The organism is Aurantimonas sp. A2-1-M11 (assembly GCF_036549475.1).
Classification (GTDB): Bacteria; Pseudomonadota; Alphaproteobacteria; order Rhizobiales; family Rhizobiaceae; genus Aurantimonas.
Map to the genome: position 1 here is coordinate 1 of NZ_JAZHLI010000041.1, position 17,678 is coordinate 17,678.

Annotated in this window: 21 protein-coding genes; 13 read left to right on the forward strand and 8 right to left on the reverse strand. The window is 69.0% G+C overall.

All coding sequences use genetic code 11. The features are described 5' to 3' along the window. Nucleotides 1–241 precede the first annotated feature (241 nt). From VQ042_RS16855 to VQ042_RS16865, 3 genes are all read left to right on the forward strand, one after another. A complete protein-coding gene (locus tag VQ042_RS16855; protein ID WP_331821368.1) occupies nt 242–685 on the forward strand; it encodes a YbjN domain-containing protein in 444 nt (147 codons plus the stop codon). 180 nt (nt 686–865) lie between these two features. After that, a complete protein-coding gene (locus tag VQ042_RS16860) occupies nt 866–1,708 on the forward strand; it encodes an urease accessory protein UreD (protein ID WP_331821370.1) in 843 nt (280 codons plus the stop codon). A 22-nt stretch (nt 1,709–1,730) separates the two neighbouring features. Further along, nucleotides 1,731–2,033: an urease subunit gamma gene (locus tag VQ042_RS16865; protein WP_331821372.1), complete on the forward strand. Its 303-nt coding sequence runs from the start codon at nt 1,731–1,733 to the stop codon at nt 2,031–2,033. Between the two features lie 47 nt (nt 2,034–2,080). Here the strand turns inward: VQ042_RS16865 and VQ042_RS16870 are convergent, their stop codons facing one another. Continuing rightward, entirely contained in the window at nt 2,081–2,344 is a 264-nt protein-coding gene (locus VQ042_RS16870; RefSeq protein WP_331821373.1) for a hypothetical protein, read from the reverse strand. 390 nt (nt 2,345–2,734) lie between these two features. Between VQ042_RS16870 and VQ042_RS16875 the strand changes: the two genes are divergently transcribed. The 4 genes from VQ042_RS16875 (at nt 2,735) to VQ042_RS16890 (ending at nt 4,382) form a co-directional block, all read left to right on the forward strand. Then, nucleotides 2,735–3,310: a HupE/UreJ family protein gene (locus tag VQ042_RS16875; RefSeq protein ID WP_331821374.1), complete on the forward strand. Its 576-nt coding sequence runs from the start codon at nt 2,735–2,737 to the stop codon at nt 3,308–3,310. An 81-nt stretch (nt 3,311–3,391) separates the two neighbouring features. After that, complete coding sequence (locus VQ042_RS16880; RefSeq protein ID WP_331821375.1) at nt 3,392–3,514, forward strand: hypothetical protein; 123 nt, start codon at nt 3,392–3,394, stop codon at nt 3,512–3,514. After that, entirely contained in the window at nt 3,511–3,816 is a 306-nt protein-coding gene (locus tag VQ042_RS16885; RefSeq protein WP_331821377.1) for an urease subunit beta, read from the forward strand. Before VQ042_RS16880 ends, VQ042_RS16885 begins: the two co-directional genes overlap by 4 nt. A 167-nt stretch (nt 3,817–3,983) precedes the next feature. Then, nucleotides 3,984–4,382, forward strand: coding sequence for a carboxymuconolactone decarboxylase family protein (locus tag VQ042_RS16890; RefSeq protein ID WP_331821379.1), 399 nt, complete (start codon nt 3,984–3,986; stop codon nt 4,380–4,382). Between the two features lie 34 nt (nt 4,383–4,416). On the opposite strand, the gene VQ042_RS16895 is transcribed toward VQ042_RS16890, so the two are convergent. Both VQ042_RS16895 and VQ042_RS16900 read right to left on the reverse strand, forming a co-directional pair. Next, nucleotides 4,417–4,920, reverse strand: a complete 504-nt coding sequence (locus VQ042_RS16895) for a hypothetical protein (RefSeq protein WP_331821381.1) — start codon at nt 4,918–4,920, stop codon at nt 4,417–4,419. 103 nt (nt 4,921–5,023) lie between these two features. Then, a complete protein-coding gene (locus tag VQ042_RS16900; protein ID WP_331821383.1) occupies nt 5,024–5,455 on the reverse strand; it encodes a hypothetical protein in 432 nt (143 codons plus the stop codon). A gap of 190 nt (nt 5,456–5,645) precedes the next feature. Between VQ042_RS16900 and ureC the strand changes: the two genes are divergently transcribed. Continuing rightward, nucleotides 5,646–7,358 carry an urease subunit alpha gene (ureC, locus tag VQ042_RS16905; protein WP_331821385.1) on the forward strand — a complete coding sequence of 571 codons (1,713 nt, stop codon included), beginning with the start codon at nt 5,646–5,648 and terminating at the stop codon, nt 7,356–7,358. Between the two features lie 79 nt (nt 7,359–7,437). After that, nucleotides 7,438–7,842: an MliC family protein gene (locus tag VQ042_RS16910; protein ID WP_331821387.1), complete on the forward strand. Its 405-nt coding sequence runs from the start codon at nt 7,438–7,440 to the stop codon at nt 7,840–7,842. On the opposite strand, the gene VQ042_RS16915 is transcribed toward VQ042_RS16910, so the two are convergent. Then, on the reverse strand, nt 7,785–8,492 hold the full coding sequence (locus VQ042_RS16915) for a hypothetical protein (protein WP_331821389.1): 708 nt from the start codon (nt 8,490–8,492) through the stop codon (nt 7,785–7,787). The genes VQ042_RS16910 and VQ042_RS16915 overlap by 58 nt on opposite strands. A 143-nt stretch (nt 8,493–8,635) precedes the next feature. Here VQ042_RS16915 and VQ042_RS16920 point away from each other — a divergent pair, with 143 nt between their 5' ends. Genes VQ042_RS16920 through VQ042_RS16935 form a run of 4 tightly spaced genes read left to right on the forward strand, consistent with a single transcriptional unit; the run spans nt 8,636 to nt 11,770 of the window. Then, nucleotides 8,636–9,100, forward strand: coding sequence for an urease accessory protein UreE (locus VQ042_RS16920; RefSeq protein ID WP_331821391.1), 465 nt, complete (start codon nt 8,636–8,638; stop codon nt 9,098–9,100). After that, the gene (locus VQ042_RS16925; RefSeq protein WP_442880108.1) at nt 9,097–9,807 is read left to right on the forward strand and encodes an urease accessory protein UreF; all 711 of its coding nucleotides are present in this window, start codon (nt 9,097–9,099) and stop codon (nt 9,805–9,807) included. The genes VQ042_RS16920 and VQ042_RS16925 overlap by 4 nt, the downstream gene beginning before the upstream one ends. Next, nucleotides 9,804–10,436 carry an urease accessory protein UreG gene (gene ureG, locus VQ042_RS16930; RefSeq protein ID WP_331821393.1) on the forward strand — a complete coding sequence of 211 codons (633 nt, stop codon included), beginning with the start codon at nt 9,804–9,806 and terminating at the stop codon, nt 10,434–10,436. Before VQ042_RS16925 ends, ureG begins: the two co-directional genes overlap by 4 nt. Beyond that, nucleotides 10,433–11,770, forward strand: coding sequence for an 8-oxoguanine deaminase (locus tag VQ042_RS16935; protein ID WP_331821395.1), 1,338 nt, complete (start codon nt 10,433–10,435; stop codon nt 11,768–11,770). Before ureG ends, VQ042_RS16935 begins: the two co-directional genes overlap by 4 nt. Before the next feature lie 40 nt (nt 11,771–11,810). Here the strand turns inward: VQ042_RS16935 and VQ042_RS16940 are convergent, their stop codons facing one another. The 4 genes from VQ042_RS16940 to puuE form a co-directional block, all read right to left on the reverse strand. Continuing rightward, nucleotides 11,811–14,498, reverse strand: coding sequence for an outer membrane protein assembly factor BamB family protein (locus VQ042_RS16940; protein WP_331821397.1), 2,688 nt, complete (start codon nt 14,496–14,498; stop codon nt 11,811–11,813). A gap of 166 nt (nt 14,499–14,664) precedes the next feature. Next, entirely contained in the window at nt 14,665–15,171 is a 507-nt protein-coding gene (locus VQ042_RS16945; RefSeq protein ID WP_331821399.1) for an ureidoglycolate lyase, read from the reverse strand. Continuing rightward, a complete protein-coding gene (gene alc / locus VQ042_RS16950; RefSeq protein WP_331821401.1) occupies nt 15,168–16,190 on the reverse strand; it encodes an allantoicase in 1,023 nt (340 codons plus the stop codon). Before alc ends, VQ042_RS16945 begins: the two co-directional genes overlap by 4 nt. Further along, nucleotides 16,187–17,632: an allantoinase PuuE gene (gene puuE / locus VQ042_RS16955; protein ID WP_331821403.1), complete on the reverse strand. Its 1,446-nt coding sequence runs from the start codon at nt 17,630–17,632 to the stop codon at nt 16,187–16,189. Before puuE ends, alc begins: the two co-directional genes overlap by 4 nt. Nucleotides 17,633–17,678 lie beyond the last annotated feature (46 nt).

Sequence of the window (17,678 nt, forward strand, 5' to 3'; positions counted from 1 at the left end):
ACGGCATCCTCCCAACGGCGAAAATCCGCCGGCCAAGCGAAGAATCCATCGCAACCGCAAACGCAAGTGAACAATCAGACTACAAAAATTTCCAAATGCGATTCCCCTGGCATCGGCGCGGCGAACGCTTCCGGCCTCCCCTGCGGCATGCTACCTGATCGGGGTTCGCCGCGCCGGATGGCCCCTGCCGCTCGGCACCTGGTTCATGTCGCTTTCGGGAGGACCGTCAGTGCGCTTTGCCGTGACACTTTTTCTGTGCCTTTGCCTGGCGGGAACTGCCCGGGCCCAGTCGCTGGTGAAGGCCGGCGACGTCGACCAGATCGTCGACATCGCGCGCGGCTTCGGCTCCGGGACGCTGGAGAAGGAGGACAACATTTTCGTCCGCGGACGCATCGACGGGACCCTCTACGCGGTGTTCTTCAACGATTGCAATGCCGACCGGAGCGAGTGCCAGAGCCTGCAGTTCTATGCATCCTGGGACGGGTCCGAGATCGATCCGGCCGCGATCAACGGCTGGAACCGCGACAAGCGCTTCGCCAAGGCCTATCTCGACGCCGAGAACGAGCCGGTGCTGGAGATGGACGTCAATCTGCGCCACGGCGTGACCCGCGGCAATCTCGAGGACACTTTCGACTGGTGGCGCCTTTCGCTGAAGGAGTTCCAGACCACTTTGCTCAAACAGTAGGACGAAGCCGGCGCGCCTGGAACGAAAGCGCGTCCAAGGCGCCGATCTGTCGTCCGGTCGTTCCGGACCTGCCAGCGGCGTCCGGCCTTTGCCCTGCCAGTGGACCCTTGCCATGACTGACCGGATCGGCGCCTGGCCGGATCATAGCGCCTTGCGGCGCCGCACCCGGTGCCTGCCGGCATGAGTGCCGTGCGCGATCTGCCGGAGAGGGTGCCGGATGCGCCGCGCCGCCTGCAGCGGGCGGCCGGCACCGCGGCAGCGCAGTTCCGCCGCGTGGACGTGCGAACCCGGCTGCAGCGGCTGCACCAGTCCGGCTGCCTCAAGCTGCGCTTTCCCCGCCTGCCGCGCCCCGGCGCCGAGGCGATTCTCATCAACAGTTCGGGCGGCCTGACCGGCGGCGACCGGCTGTCCCAGGACTTCACCCTGTCGGCCTGCGCGGACCTGACTGTGACCACGCAGGCCTGCGAGCGGATCTACCGTGCTGCCGACGGCGACCCCGCGCAGGTGAGGACACGGGCAACGCTGGGGGACGGCGCGCGCTTTGCCTGGCTGCCGCAGGAAACCATCCTCTTCGACGGCGGCCGCGTCCGGCGCTCGCTCGAACTGGACGCCGCGCCGGATGCGCGGTTTCTCCTCTGCGAATCGCTGATCCTCGGCCGCGAACTGATGGGCGAGACGGTGGCGACCGGCCATTTCCACGACCGGTGGCGCATTCGCCGGGCCGGCCGGCTGGTCTTCGCCGACGATCTGCGCCTCGATGGCGACATCGCCAGGGACATGGCCGAGCCGGCATCGCTGGGCCCGAACCGGGCGCTGGCGACGATCGTCGCCTGCCTGCCCGACGGCGAGGCGCGCCTCGACTGGCTGCGCGCCACCATCGGCGAGAATGGCGGCGCCAGCCTCGTCGGCGGCCTACTCGTTGCCCGGATCAGGACCCGGTCCGGTTTTTCGCTGCGCAAGCGGCTGATACCGGTGCTTTCGGGTCTGGCGGACGGGCCGTTGCCGCTTGTATGGTCGCTATGACGCATCTGCGAAGGAACCCGGCATGCAACTGACCCCCCGCGAAAAGGACAAGCTGCTCGTCTCCATGGCTGCCATGGTGGCACGCCGCCGGCTGGAACGAGGCGTCAGGCTCAACCATCCCGAGGCGATCGCGCTGATCACCGACTATGTGGTCGAAGGCGCGCGCGACGGGCGCAGCGTCGCCGACCTGATGGAGGCGGGCGCTCACGTGATCACCCGCGACCAGGTGATGGAGGGGATTGCCGAGATGATCCACGACGTCCAGGTCGAAGCGACCTTTCCCGACGGCACCAAGCTGGTGACGGTGCACGAGCCGATTCGCTGACGCCGGGGTGACGGCGCCGGGCTCGGACCGCGTCTTATGGCGCGTGTCTACTTCTGTTCCGCGGCAGTTGCAGCAGCCGGTTCGTCCGTCGGCGCGGCTGGTTCGAGTGCGGAGACGGTCATTGCCGGTTCTTCGGCTGCAACCTGGACCGCGGTGTCGCCCACGAAGCGATAGCCCTGCTCGATGACGGAATAATAGGCGGCGCCGGTGACCGGCCCGATGGTGACGGTGCGGACCATCAAGGGCTGTGCCGGTCCCACGGGACCGAGCGACAATCCGAGAAACGCCGCGATCAGAAGCGACCTCAGCATGCGAACTCCAGCCTGTTGTGCGGATGCGGGTTCCGATCGTTGGATGCCGGACCTCTGCCTACTTCCGTAACGTCATCATGCACTGTTTTGTTCCGTGCCAAAGTCCTTTTTTGGGAAGGTCGTCAACGCAGAGCACCAGAGATAGCGCGGGAAGGTTTCACGAGTCCCTGACATCGTCAGCCTAGTTTCCGACAGGCTTTCCAAAACCCTGCGGTCGCCTGCGCCCTTCGCACGTGCGAAAAACCTCCCAGAAAGCCTTTGACACCCGGTCGGGCCGCTTCCATGATCGCCATTGGACCCGCCGGGTCGGAGGTCCCGCGGGGCGTCGGGACGGCGGGCCGGACGCGACCCATACCGGGGCGCCCGTCGACCAATCTGAGGGACATCTGCATGCTCACACGTTTTGCCATCGCCGCCGCGACGCTGATCGCCGCCACCGCGCCGGCCTTTGCCCATCTGGATCCTGCCGCCCACGGGTCGCTGCTCGCCGGCGTCTCGCATCCGCTCTTCGGCTGGGACCATGTGCTGGTGATGGTGGCCGTCGGCCTGTGGGCCGCGATGATCGGCGGGCGGGCGCTCTGGGTCGTGGCGGCGGCGTTCGTCGCCATGATGGGCATCGGCTATGCCATGGCGGTCGCGGGCTTCCCGCTGCCCTTCGTCGAGCCGGTGATCCTCGCCTCGGTGGTCGCGGTGGGCCTGATGGTCGCCGCCGCCGTGCGGCTGCCGGTTCCGGCCGCTGCCATGGTGGTCGGCGCCTTCGCCCTGTTCCACGGCTCGGCCCATGGCGGCGAACTCGGCAGTGCCGGCGCGCTCTCCTTCGGCCTCGGCTTCGTGCTTGCCACCGCCGGCCTGCATGCCGTGGGCATCGGCCTCGGCACGGGCCTGTCGCGCATCGCGAGCCCGCTGCTGGTGCGCGGCCTCGGCGCGACGTCGGCGGTTGCCGGCCTCTATCTGATGGCCGGCTGAGCCGCGTGCACCCTTCGGGCCAAGGCCTGCACGACAGGGGGCTCGCCCGGACATGGGCGGGCCTGACCGGAAAGGAACATCGTGCCTGAATTCATTCGGGCGCCACAGCCGGTCGGTGAATACGACCTGATGTCCATCGGCCCGGTGCTGCTCGTGGTGCTGGCCATCATCACCATCCGCAAGCTCTGGAGTAACAGGTCATGATCCCCGGCGAAATCCTCACCCTGGACGGCGACATCGTGCTCAACGAGGGCGCGGAACCGCTGACGATCACGGTCGGCAACACGGGCGACCGGCCGGTTCAGGTCGGCAGCCACTTCCATTTTGCCGAAACCAACCCCGCCCTGACCTTCGATCGCGACGCCGCCCGCGGCATGCGGCTGGACCTGGCCGCCGGCACCGCCGTGCGCTTCGAGCCGGGGCAGACCCGCGAGGTCACGCTGGTGCCGCTCGGTGGCGCGCGGAAGGTCTACGGGTTCAACGGAAAGGTGATGGGCGCGCTCTGAACGGCGCGACGCCGGCGCTCGAGCGCTGCTGGTCCCTGGCCGCAATGGCGGCGGCTGCGAATTTCGCAGCTGGCTGCAGGAGCGGCGTTGCGCGGCTGTGAAATGGGGGACCGTACGGGACGGGGGGTGGTCCCGTCCGCGTCCCACACCCACCTGAGGAACGGGCCATGGCGACTGCCCCGCTGGTGAGGGACGAGACCGCCAGTCCCGAGGTCCGTGCCGTGTTCGACGATATCCGGGCCACCCGCGGCTCGGACTTCGTCAACCATTTCTGGCGGGTTCTCGCAGCCGACCCGGCGACCCTGAAGCGGACATGGCAGGAGGTGAAGGCGGTGATGGGCGCGCCCGGCGTGCTCGATCCGCTGACCCGCGAGATGCTCTACATCACCGTCTCGGCTACCAATGGCTGCAGCTATTGCGTCCATTCCCACACGGCCGCAGCGCGAGCGAAGGGCATGACCGACGCGCAATATGGTGAACTGCTGGCGGTCATCGGACTGGCGGCCAAGACCAACCAGCTGGCGCAGGCGTTGCAGGTGCCGGTCGATCCTGCGTTCGAAGTCTGAGCGCCGACGCACTCCTGGCGCCGCGCCGGCAGGTTCAGTCGCCGTTCGGCTTGGGGATGGCGCTCGGCGCGTCCGAGAGGCCACGGCGTATCGCGCCGAGATCGACGGCCACCGTGGGCTTGGTGATCCGATAGTCGCGGTCGGAGCCGGTGCCCGGCGTGCCGATGCCGTCGCTCGTGCCGAATGTCGTGACCGAGGATGTGCCGGCGCCGCCGTCGGAGCGCGCCAGCTCGTCGGCATTCAGGCTGTTGATCGTTGCAGAGCCTTCGCTGGCGCGGCCGAGGGTCGAGTCGGTGTCGAGGCCGGTCGCGCCGGACGACGCGCCCGGTGCAATCGGATCGGTCAGGGTCGAGGACGTGCCGGTGTCCGTCAGGCTCGAGCCGGTTCCGATGCCGGAGCCGCCGGTACCGGAAGCACCCGAACCGGTGATGCCGCCGCTGCCCGACGATCCGCCGACGCCACCGGAGATCTGGGCCTGTGCCGGGGCGCCTGCGAGGATGGCCGCAAGGGCGACCAGAAAGGGTACGGATCTGCGCATGGGCTTGGCCTCCGGAAGTTTCGGGCTGGGGCGATGGGTGTCGACGCCCCACGCCTTGTGAACAGCAACACCGCTCGCCCGCGCCGGGTTCCCTTGCGCGGGGTTACCGCGCCTGGGGATTGCGGCGGATGATGGCGCGATGCGATCCGGCCGAACGGCCCCGGGTGACCGCGCTGCGGCCCGCGGCATTGGGCCCCTGCCGCGCGAAGCTGTCGGCGCTGAGGCCGTTGAGATCGGACCGTCCCTCTACGGCGCGTTCCGCCGTGCTCGGCTGGGGCTCACCAGAGCCCGGCCGGGGAACTCTCGGCTTCAGGTAGCTGTCGTCGAAATTCTTGCCGTAGGCGCGCTCGGTGACCGTGTCGCCGAAGACGTCGGCGCCGCGGATGCGGGGGCCGGCAGGTGCGGGCTGACCGCCGCCGATGCGCATGCCCGACGCCGACGAGCCCGGCACATCGCCCATCGGACCCGGGTCGAAGGCCTGGGCGAGGGCGGAGCCGGGCAGAAGCAGCGCGGCGACGAACGCAATCCGGATCATTTCGGCTCCTGGGACATGGACCTGCACGTCGCGCGAACGGGCGCGGGGGGGGCGGCCTCCTGCGGCCAGTCTCGCCGGGATCGACAAAACCGGGAAGACAAGCTTTCGCGACCGACATATGGTCGGCGATGGTGCGGCGCAATGAAGGCGGCTGCGCCGCCCGTGTCCGACCCGTCTGGAGAGACTGCCCATGCCCGCCCGGATTGCCCGCTCCTCCTACGCTGCCATGTTCGGCCCGACGACCGGCGACAAAGTGCGCCTCGCCGATACCGAGCTCTTCATCGAGGTGGAGAAGGATTTTACCGTCTATGGCGAGGAGGTGAAGTTCGGCGGCGGCAAGGTGATCCGCGACGGCATGGGCCAGTCGCAGCATTCGCGGGCCCAGGGGGCCGTCGACACGGTGATCACCAACGCGCTCGTCCTCGACCATACGGGCATTTACAAGGCCGATATCGGCCTGCGCGACGGCCGCATCTGCGGGATCGGCAAGGCCGGCAATCCCGACACCCAGGGCGGTGTCGACATCATCATCGGCCCCGGCACCGAGGCGATCGCCGCCGAGGGCAAGATCGTCACCGCCGGTGGCTTCGACAGCCACATCCACTTCATCTGCCCGCAGCAGGTCGACGAGGCGCTGTATTCCGGCATCACCACCATGCTGGGCGGCGGCACCGGCCCGGCCCACGGCACGCTGGCGACGACCTGCACGCCGGGGCCCTGGCACATGGCCCGCATGCTGCAGGCGACCGATGCCATGCCGATGAACATCGGCTTTGCCGGCAAGGGCAACGCCTCGCTTCCGGCCGCGCTGGAGGAGGTCGTGCTGGGCGGGGCCTGCGCCCTGAAGCTGCACGAGGACTGGGGCACGACGCCCGCCGCAATCGACAACTGCCTGTCGGTGGCCGACGATCACGACGTGCAGGTGCTGATCCACACCGACACGCTGAACGAATCCGGTTTCGTCGAGAACACCGTCGACGCGTTCAAGGGCCGCACCATCCATGCCTTCCACACCGAGGGCGCCGGCGGCGGCCATGCACCGGACATCATCAAGGTCTGCGGCTTGCCCAACGTCATCCCGTCCTCGACCAATCCGACGCGGCCCTACACGACCAACACGCTGGAAGAGCATCTCGACATGCTGATGGTCTGCCACCATCTCGACGCGTCGATCCCCGAGGACATCGCCTTTGCCGAAAGCCGCATCCGCAAGGAGACCATCGCGGCCGAAGACATCCTCCACGATCTCGGCGCCTTCTCGATCATCGCCTCGGACAGCCAGGCCATGGGCCGGGTCGGCGAGGTGATCATCCGCACCTGGCAGACGGCCGACAAGATGAAGCGCCAGCGCGGGCGCCTGGCCGGCGAAACCGGCGACAACGACAATCTGCGCGCCCGCCGCTACGTGGCGAAATACACGATCAACCCGGCGATAGCCCAGGGCATGTCGAGGGAGATCGGCTCCATCGAGGTGGGCAAGCGCGCCGACATCGTGCTCTGGGACCCGGCCTTCTTCGGGGTGAAGCCGATGATGGTGCTGATCGGCGGCATGATCGTCGCGGCGCCGATGGGCGACCCCAACGCCTCGATCCCGACGCCGCAACCGGTGCATTACCGGCCGATGTTCGGCGCCTTCGGCAAGGCCATCGGCCATTCCGCCGTGTCGTTCGTCTCGGGCGCTGCGATGGCCGACGGGCTGCGCGAGCGGATCGGCTGCGAGAAGGCGTTCCTGGCGGTGGAGAACACCCGCGGCGGCATCTCCAAGGCGTCGATGCGCCTCAACGACGCGACGCCGCATATCGAGGTCGATCCGGAAACCTACGAGGTGCGCGCCGACGGCGAACTGCTCACCTGCGAGCCGGCGACGGTGCTGCCGATGGCGCAGCGCTACTTCCTGTTCTAGGCTCCGCCGCAACGACGAAGGCGCAGGCGGGGACGATGATCCGGACCCGCCTGGCCGCCGCGAAGATGGGGGAGCCAGGATGCACCGGAAACAGGTTTCGATCGCCGCGCAGGGCAGGGCCCTTGCCCTGGGCGTTGCTTTTGCTGCCATGGGCGCCTTGCCCGCCCTCGCGCAGGACGGCGCGCCGCTGACCCTCGATCTGGAAGGGCCGGCCGAGCGCACCCGCGTCACCTATCTGTGCCGGGACGAGGCCGAGGCCGAGCCGGTGGAGATGGTGGTCGAATACATCAACCTGCCGTCCAACTCCCTCGCCATCCTGCCGGTGAACGGCCGCGCGACGCTCTTCGTCGACGTCATCTCCGGGTCGGGCGCGAAATACGCCGCCGGGGAGATGGTCTGGTGGACCAAGGGCCGGCGCGGCGACCTCTACAGCGAGCGGCGCAGCGATCCCAGCCAGACGACGGTCTGCCAGGTCCGCCGCTGACTGGAGCGGATGCTCACGCCCCCGCGAGCGCGCGCGCGCGCGCTCTCATGCAGCGCCGGCCGGTAGCCGGCCGCGATCGCCGCGACGCTCGGCATCGGCGTCGCCACGGTGACCGGACCGACCGGCAGGTCCCGGACGGCGTCGTAGCCTCGCGGCGTCCAGCGCAGGAGGCGCCCGGACAGGACGAGCCAGGGCCGGCCCTCAATGACCACGAAGACCCCGTCGGGCAGGTCGCGGGCCGGCTGCTCGACCCTCAGCTGATCGCGCGTACCCCTGGCGATGCGGGCCTCGTGCAGGCAGGCGTCGATGTCGCGGGTGGAGGCGGTGTCGGCCATCCCATTGCCGGCGATGAAGGCGTGGCGAAAGCCGCGGGCCGCCGCGCGCCGGCATTCTGCGCAGGGGCGATGCCCGGCGGCCAGCGCAGTCGCCTCGTCCAGGAAGAACAGCTCGGTGTAGGTCCCCGGCGCCATGACCGCCCGCCTGCGGCCCTTGAACGACAGGACGCAGATGATCCAGGCCTTGTGCTTCCAGCGGCTGACGCCGAGGCGGCGCGCATCGTCATGGAGAATGCCGCGATTGCCCATGAGTTGGCCCCTGGCCGGGTCGGCCACGATCTCGCCGAGGGGCGTCACGCGGTTCTGCAGGGGCATGGATCCGTGTCTCCGTCCCGGTGCCGACGCATTGCGCGCCATGGTCGTGCCGGCGCAGGGGCTGGCCCCCCGCCCCAGGGCACCGTATCGTCGCGGCGCGGACAGCGAAACGGGCCGTGGCCTCGAAGGAAAGAGACAGCAGGATGATCGTCGGCGATACCATCAAGCGGACCGGAGAATGGACGGAGGCGGCGGACACGATCACCCTCGACGAATCGGCGCGCCACCGCCGGCGCATGGCGATGGTCAGCGACGGCGGCATCGCGTTTCTCCTCGATTTGCCGGAAGCGCTCCTGCTCGTCGACGGCGACGCGATCCTGCTCGATGACGGGCGTCTGGTGGCGGTAAAGGCCAAGCCCGAGCAGCTGCTGGAGATCCGCGGGCACGATGCCCGCCATCTCCTGGCGCTGGCCTGGCAGATCGGCAACCGGCATCTGGCCGCGCAGCTGCTGGACGACGCCATCCTGATCCGGCGCGACGATGTGGTGCGCAGCATGCTGGAGGGGCTGGGCGCCCGGGTCACCGAAACCGAGGCGGCCTTCGACCCGGAAGGCGGCGCCTACGAGCCGTCGGGCCACCATCACCCGGCCGAGACGGCACGCTCTTGAGCCGCGATGGTGACGCGGTGCCGGATCCGTCCCCGGTGCCCGCCCCGCATCTGGCCGAGCTTCTGACCCTGTTTTCGCCGGCCTTCCCGATCGGCGCCTTCGCCTGGTCGCACGGGCTGGAGGCGGCCGTCGCCGAGCGCATCCTGACCGATGGACCCTCGGTGGAGGCCTGGGTGCGGGTGCTGCTGGACCGCGGCAGCGGATGGAACGACTTCGTCCTTCTCGCCGAGGCCTATGAGGCGCATCGGGGCCAAGATGAAGCGCGCATCGCGGCGGTGGCCGAACTGGCCGAAGCCCTGGCCGGCAGTGCCGAACGGCGCGCCGAATCGCTGGCGCTGGGGGCGGCCTTCGCCGAAGCCGCACAGCCCTGGGCAAGCGGCGATGCTGCGAACGACCCGGAACCGGGCGGCGTCACCTATCCGGTCGCGGTCGGGCGGCTGGCCGCCGGTGCCGGCTTCGAACTGGACGAAACGCTGCTGGCCTTCGCCCACGGCTTTGCCGCCGCGCTGGTTTCGGCCGCCGTCCGGCTGGTCCCGCTTGCCCAGAGCGAGGCGGTGCGGATTCTGCGCCGGCTGGAGCCCGACATCCGCGACCTGGCCAGCCGGGCGGCCCGTTCCACGCTGGACGATCTCGGCTCGGCGGCGCTAGGGTCGGACATTGCCGCAATGCGGCATGAAACGCTCCCCACGAGGCTCTTCCGCTCATGATCTCCAAGAACGGTCCCCTGCGCGTCGGCATCGGCGGCCCCGTCGGCTCGGGCAAGACGACCCTGGTCGAAAAGCTCTGCAAGGCGGCGCGCGACACCTGGTCGATCGGCGTCGTCACCAACGACATCTACACCCGAGAGGACGCCGAGGCGCTGGTGCGCATGCAGGCGCTGAGTTCGGACCGCATCATCGGCGTGGAGACCGGCGGCTGTCCGCACACCGCCATCCGCGAGGACGCCTCGATCAACATCGCCGCGATCCGCGATCTCAACGCCCGGCATCCGGATCTCGACCTGGTGCTGGTGGAATCGGGTGGCGACAATCTGGCGGCGACCTTCTCGCCGGACCTTGTGGACCTGTCGATCTACGTCATCTCGGTCTGCCAGGGCGACGACATTCCGCGCAAGGGAGGGCCGGCGATCACCCGCTCGGACCTGCTGGTGATCAACAAGACCGACCTCGCGCCCCATGTCGGCGCCGATCTGGAGCGCATGCGGGTCGATGCCGCCAAGGGCCGCGGCGAGGGCACGACGATCTTTGCCGACCTGTCGCGGGCCAAGGGCATCGGCGACATCCTGGCCTTCCTGTCCGAGCGGGGCGGCATGCCGGCGGTGGAGAGCGCCGCGTGACGCGGCTGTGGCTGAAGACGCCGCTGGCCGTCCTTGCGGACGGTGCCGGCGGCGGCCTCGTGGTCGAGGACGGCCGCATCGTCGAACTGGTGGCGTCGGGGCATGCACCACAGGAACCGGTCGACGACAGCTTCGACGCCTCGCGCCATGTCGTGCTGCCGGGCCTCGTCAACACCCACCACCATTTCTACCAGACGCTGACCCGGGCCCATCCGGCGGCGATCGACAAGGAACTTTTTCCCTGGCTGACCAACCTCTATCCGATCTGGGCGCGGCTCGATCCGGACAGCTTCCGCCTGTCGGTGCGGCTCGCCCTGACCGAACTCCTGATGTCGGGCTGCACCACGGCGGCCGACCACCACTACCTCTTCCCCGAGGGGCTGGAGGACGCGATCGACATCGAGGCGGACGAGGCCGGTGCCCTGGGCATCCGCGTGACGCTGACCCGCGGTTCGATGAATCTCAGCAAGAAGGATGGCGGCCTGCCGCCGGATTCGGTGGTGCAGGACGAGGACGAGATCCTGGCCGACAGCGAACGGCTGATCGGGCGCTGGCACGACCGCGCCGATGGCGCGATGACGCAGATCGCCCTGGCGCCGTGCTCGCCCTTCTCGGTGACGAAGAGCCTGATGATCGCCAGCGCGGCGCTGGCCGACCAGCATGACTGCCGCCTGCATACCCATCTGGGGGAGACCGAGGACGAGAACCGCTTCTGCGTCGAGACCTTCGGCTGCCGGCCGGTGGATTATCTGGAGGAGGTCGGCTGGCTCGGGCCCCGGACCTGGCTCGCCCATGGCATCCACTTCACCTCGGACGAATGCCGGCGCCTGGGCGCCCACAAGGTCGGCGTGTGCCATTGCCCGGCTTCCAACGCGGTCCTGGCCTCGGGCTTCTGCCCGGTCAACGAACTGAGGGCGGCGGGCTCGCCCGTCGGCCTCGGCGTCGACGGCTCTGCGTCCAACGATGCGTCGAACCTCATCGAGGCGGCGCGCCATGCGCTGATGGTGGGGCGGCTGAACTACCGGTCCGCCGAGGCGATGACCGCGCGCGACGTGCTGGCCATGGGGACCGAAGGCTCGGCCGCCTGTCTCGGCCGGTCCGATATCGGCCGGATCGCCGTCGGCATGCAGGCCGATATCGCGCTGTTCACCCTCGACGAGCTGCGCTTCTCCGGCGCCCATGACCTGATCGCGGCGCTCGTCCTCTGCGGAGCGACGCGGGCCGACCGGGTGATGGTCAAGGGGACATGGCGGGTCGAGGAGGGTATGCCGGTCGACGTCGACATCGCGCGGCTGCGGGCCGAACACGGCGCCGCCGCCTTGCGCTTTGCCTGAGGCATCCGGGGCCGTCGAGCGGCCCCGGATGCCTCAGGTTCTATTCGCCGTCGGCCTCGCTGCCGTTCGGTAGGGCGTAGGCGATCACGCTGTCGCCGCGCTTGGTGCCGAGCGAGCCATGGCCACCGGCCGAGACCAGCAGATACTGACGCCCGTCCGCGCCTTCGTAGGACATCGGCGTCGACTGGCCGCCGGCCGGCAGCCGGGCGCGCCACAGTTGCTCGCCGGTCGTCACGTCGAAGCCGCGCACGTAATAGTCGAGCGTGCCCGAGATGAAGGCGACGCCGCCGGCGGTGATCACCGGGCCGCCGAGATCGGGAACGCCCATCTCAAAGGGCAGCGGGATTGGCGAGGAATCGCGCACGGTGCCGTTCTTGTGCATCCACACCGTCTCGCCGGTGGTCAGGTCCGAGCCGGCCACGTAGCCCCAGGGCGGCGACTGGCAGGGCAGGCCGAGCACCGAGGTGAAGGGTGAGAGCTCGACCGCATAGGGCGCGCCGAAATTCTCGTTCAGCGCCGGCAGCGCACCTTCCGGCTGTGATTCGTTGATGACCAGGTCGGTGTCGTTCTCGCGGGGCACCAGCCTGGAGATGAAGGCCAGATAGGCCGGCGTCGAGAACATGACGTCGCGCACCGGATCGACGGCGACGCTGCCCCAGTTGAAGACGCCGAAATTGCCCGGATAGACCAGCGAGCCTTCCAGCGACGGCGGCGTGTAGCGGCCCTCGTAGCGGTAGCCGTGGAAGGCGATGCGGCAGGCGAGCTGGTCGAACAGGGTAGCGCCCCACATGTCGCTTTCGCGCATGGCCGGCGGATCGAAGGACAGCGCCGAAACCGGCTGGGTGGGGGCGGTGAAGTCGGGCTCGACGGCGTCGCCGGGCACGGGCTTCTCGACGACCGGCAGGACCGGCTCGCCGGTGCGGCGGTCCAGGACGTAGACCTCGCCTTGCTTCGTCGGCTGGACGAGCACCGGCACGCTGCCGCCATTGATTGTCAGGTCGAGCAGCGAGGGCTGCGACGGGACGTCGTAGTCCCACAGATCGTGATGGACGGTCTGGAATACCCAGCGCACTTCGCCGGTGGCGATGTCGAGGGCGACGACCGAGGACGAAAAGCGCTCGACGGCGTCCGAACGGTTTGCGCCCCACTGGTCCGGCGGCTGGTTGCCCAGCGGCACATAGACCATCCCGAGCGCTTCGTCGGCGGCCGAGATCGCCCAGCTGTTCGGCGAATTCGGCGTGTAGGTCTGGCCTTCCGGCAGCGGTGCCGTCTGGTCCGGATTGCCCGAATCCCAGGCCCAGATCAGGTCACCGGTGTTCACGTCGAAGCCGCGGATGACGCCCGACGCCTCGTTGGTGGAGACGTTGTCGAGCACCGTTCCGCCGACGATGACGACGTTCTCGGTCACCACCACCGGCGAGGTGGAATAGTAGGCGCCGGGCAGGACGTTCGGCATGTTGCGCCACAGGTCGATCTGACCCTCGCCGCCACCGAATTCCGTGCAGACGGCGCCCGTGTCGAGATTGAGGGCAATCAGGCGGCCGTCTGCGGTCGGCATGAACAGCTTGCCGTCGCAGGTCTGGGCCGTCTGCACCGCGGTGGCTGCGGCAATCGGCTGGGCTGCGCCCGGCTCGCCGACCGGTGCCGGAGGACGCGGCTGGTTGGCTTCGCCAGCGTCACCGGTTGTCGACTCGGCCGTCGCCAGATCGCCGCTTTCGGCCAGTTCGGTCGCCGTCGCGGCTTCTCCGTTCGCCTGCGGCGTTTCCGGCGCGGCACCGCTTTGTGCGGGGTCCACTACGCCTGCGGGGGCTGCTGCGGCATCTGCGGCCGGATCGGTGGCATCCGGCGCCGGCGCTGCGGCGGCCGTGCCGCCACCTGGCGCCTGATAGGCAAGGCCGCGGCAGGTCAGGTGCTGCAGGGCCAGTTCGCCCTGGATCTGCGGGTCGTAGCGCCAGATTTCTCCACCGGTCGTGGCGTCGAGGGCGATGACGTTCTGATGCGGCGTGCACAGATACAGCCGCTCACCGATCTTCAGCGGGGTGACCTCGAAGGTCGTCTCGGTGGGATCGCCCGGCTGGGTTTCGTCGCCTGTATGGAAGTGCCAGGCCACGTCGAGCTCGGACACATTGGCGGCCGTGATCTGGGCGAGTGGCGAATAGCGCTGGCCATAGTTGGTGCGGCCGTACTGGTGCCACTCGCCGGGGGGAACGCCGAGATCGTTCGACGCGGTCTGGCGATCCGGCAGGCGCCCTTCTACCGAGTGGAGATCGGTGAACCAGGAGATCGCGGCCACGACGAGGGCGATGACGAGGGCGCCTGACAGGGCGATGCCCGAACCACGCCGTGCCGAGGGCGTGACCTTCACGCCGTCCAGCGCCTGGGCGACGTTTCGCCGGCCAAGGCGCTTGGTCACCCAGGGGAGGAGCAGGAGGATGCCGATGATGAAAATGACGCCGCCGCGGGCCGCCAGGGGCCACCAGTCGAAGCCGACCTCGTAGATCGACCAGATCAGCGTGCCGACGACCAGAGCGGCGTAGAGCAGCAGCGCTTCGGGTCGCCGGCGCTGCAGGAGCAGCGCGGTCACCAGCATCACCAGACCGGCGGTCAGGTAGTACCAGGACCCGCCCGCCACGATCAGCCAGATGCCGCCAACCGTCAGGAAGATCCCGGCGATCGCCAGGACGGCCATCATGATGATCGAGAAGATGGCGGCGGTACGTGAGCCCATGGGACGGTCCTTCGCAGTGCGGCAGTTCACTGCGAGCTATCGTCGCGGACCGACATGTCCAGACCCCCGGCCGGCATGACATCCGTTTTCGCGCCACGTTCTGCGCGAGTGGGTACAAGAAAAGTGACATTGTCCGGCGTGATGTCCGCGCCGTCGGCGCGGTTGCTCAGGCTTTGCCGGTCACCCGGTAGGGCGCCCGATAACGCGCCTCCTCCAGATTGTTGCCTTCGCCGCCCCGGTCGACGACCAGGAACTCGCTGACGGCTTCGAGCGACAACAGCGGATGATGCCAGGTTCCCGGCGCATAGTTCACGCCTTGCCGGCCCCTCGCCAGGAACGCCACGGGTGTTCCGGGCGCGCCGTCCGCGTCGGGTGCGACGACGACGAGATAGGCCCGGTCCTGCAGCGGGGCGAAGGCCTGGCTGCCCAGCGGATGACGCTCCATCATCGCGATCTCGATCGGAAAGGCGAAGGGCTGCCCCCGGAAGATCGAGATCAGCGGATGGCCGCCCTGCGCGGAGACATCCACCCGGGCAAGATCGTGGAAGCGGGTCGTCGTGCCGCCGTTGATGGCGAAATGCGCGGCCCCGTTCGTCTCGATCACGTCGCCGAAGGGCGCGAAGGCCGCGCGCGTCAGGGGATGGACGGGAAGGTCCCGGTCGGTCCCGCTCATGACGCCTTGGTGCCGTAGAGCCGCAGCCGCGACACGCCGCCATCGGGGAAGATGTCGAGCCGCACATGGGTCACCGGCCCGAGCGCCGCGACGTCGTTGAAGGTCCGTTCCTCGTCGGCCGCCAGCCGGGTCTCGTCGACGAGGACCGGCCATGCTGCGCTGTCCGCCTCGATGGATTCGGGCGCGGGATCGGCGTCCAGATGCGCGGCGCGCAGGCTGAAGCGGTCGGGGAAGTTGCCCTTGAAGTGGCGGGTGTCGATCAGGAGGTTGGAGATCGTGCCTGCGGTGCCGAGCCTGATGACGCACCAGTCGTTGCCGGGCCGTCGCCGGCGCGCGGTCTCCCAGCCATCGGCCATGACCGGTGCGCGGCCCGGGGCCAGCATGTTGGCGGGCGCCCCGAAATGGGCGTCGTTCCACGCGATGGCGGTGCCGCCATTGGTCAGGGCGGCCAAGTCCACCACCTCGTCGGGACCCACCTCGGACCAGTCCTTCGCGATGGTGCCGTAGACCCGCAGGCGCGCCATGCCGCCATCGGGGTAGATATGCAGGCGCAGCCAGCGGAACGGGCCAGCCGCATCGGTGGCGACGATGTGGTGGCTGTCGCCCTTCAGATCCATGCGCCCGACGATGCTCTGCCATTCGTCCTCGCGCGGCTCGTCCACCGTGTCGGCCGCCTCCAGCGCCGCTTCCGGCGGGAAATTGCCGGTGAAGAAGGCGGTGTCGATGTCGACGGCGGCGATGGTGCCGCGCTGGCCGAGGCGGATGACGGCGTGGTCGTGGCCGGGGGTGCGCTTGCGCCGCGATTCCCAGCCGTCCATCCACTTGCCGTGGTCGTCGAAGCGCTCGGGGAAGAACACCGGCGTCTCGGGGGCGATCAGCCGGCTCTTGTCGGCGAAGAAATCGTCGGTCGCGGACACGACCTCGGTGCCAAGCCGCGGATGGGCAAGATCCACGTAGCGCTTCAGGAGATCTGCCGTCTCGGGTGCGGGATCGGCGGTGAGGAAGCGTTCGGAACTCATGCGGCATCCTTGAAGATCTGGGCGATGCGCAGCCGGGCGATCCGTTCGACCTGCCGGCATGCAGTGGAGAATTCGGTGGCCGGATCGTTGCCGATCCTGGCTTCGAAGGCGGAGAGGATGTCGTCCTTCGACAGTCCCTTGACGGCGATGATGAAGGGAAAGCCGAAGCGCGCGACATAGCGGGTGTTGAGGTCGGTAAAGCGGGCGAGTTCCGCCTCGCTCAGCCGGTCCAGCCCGGCGCCGGCCTGCTCGGATTGCGACTGCTCGGTCAGGTCGCCGGCCAGCGCCAGCCTGCCGGCGAGGTCGGGATGGGCCTTCAGGATGGACATGCGCTCGTCCTCGCCGGCGAGACGGAACGCCTGGATCATCGCGGCGGCAATACCGGCGGGTGTATCGTGGGCGGCGCCGAGGCCGCGATCGACCGTGCGCTCGGCGACGAATGGCGAATGCTCGAAGACCGAACCGAAGGTCTCCACGAAGGCGGCTGCGGGCAGCCGGCTCGGCCGGTAGGGGGGCACGAAGGGAAAGCGCTCGCGCCAGTGGCGCGCGATGTCGATCCGCCGGGCGACCCAGACGTCGGGTCGGGACTGCACGTAGTCGAGGAAGCGCGCCAAGGCCGCGGCGCGGCCGGGACGGCCGACCAGCCGGCAGTGCAGGCCGATGCTCAGCATCTTCGCCTGGCCGGCCTCGCCTTCGGCATACAGGACGTCGAAGGCGTCCTTCAGATAGGCGAAGAACTGGTCGCCGGAATTGAAGCCCTGGGGCGTGGCGAAGCGCATGTCGTTGGTGTCGAGCGTGTAGGGCAGCACCAGCAGCGGCCCGGATTCGGTCTCCTGCCAATAGGGCAGATCGTCGGCATAGGCGTCGCAGGCATAGAGGAAGCCGCCCTCTTCGGCGGCGAGCTCCAGCGAATGCTGGGACGAGCGGCCGGTGTACCAGCCGAGCGGGCGTTCGCCGGTGATCGCCGCGTGCAGCGCGACCGCTTCGCGCATGTCGCGGCGTTCGTCGTCGCGGCTGTAATCCTTGTAGTCGATCCATTTCAGGCCATGCGAGGCGATCTCCCAATCGGCCTCCTGCATCGCCGCGACGGCCTCCGGGTTGCGCTCCAGGGCGGTCGCCACGCCGAACACCGTGGCCGGCAGTCCGCGCTCGGTGAACATGCGCCACAGGCGCCAGAAGCCGGCGCGCGAGCCATATTCGTAGATCGATTCCATGTTCATGTGGCGCATGCCCGGCCAGGGCTGCGCGCCGACGATCTCCGACAGGAACGCTTCCGAGGCCGCGTCGCCGTGAAGGACGGCATTTTCGCCGCCTTCCTCGTAATTGACGACGAACTGGACACAGATCCTGGCGGGGCCGCTGCCGCCTGGATTGGGCCATTGCGGGGCGGGCGGCGTGCGGCCGGAGCCGAGGAGGTCGCGCGGATAGCGGTTTGACGTCATGCAGGCTCTAAGCTTGTGAATCTCGGCATCGTGCTTGCCGAACATC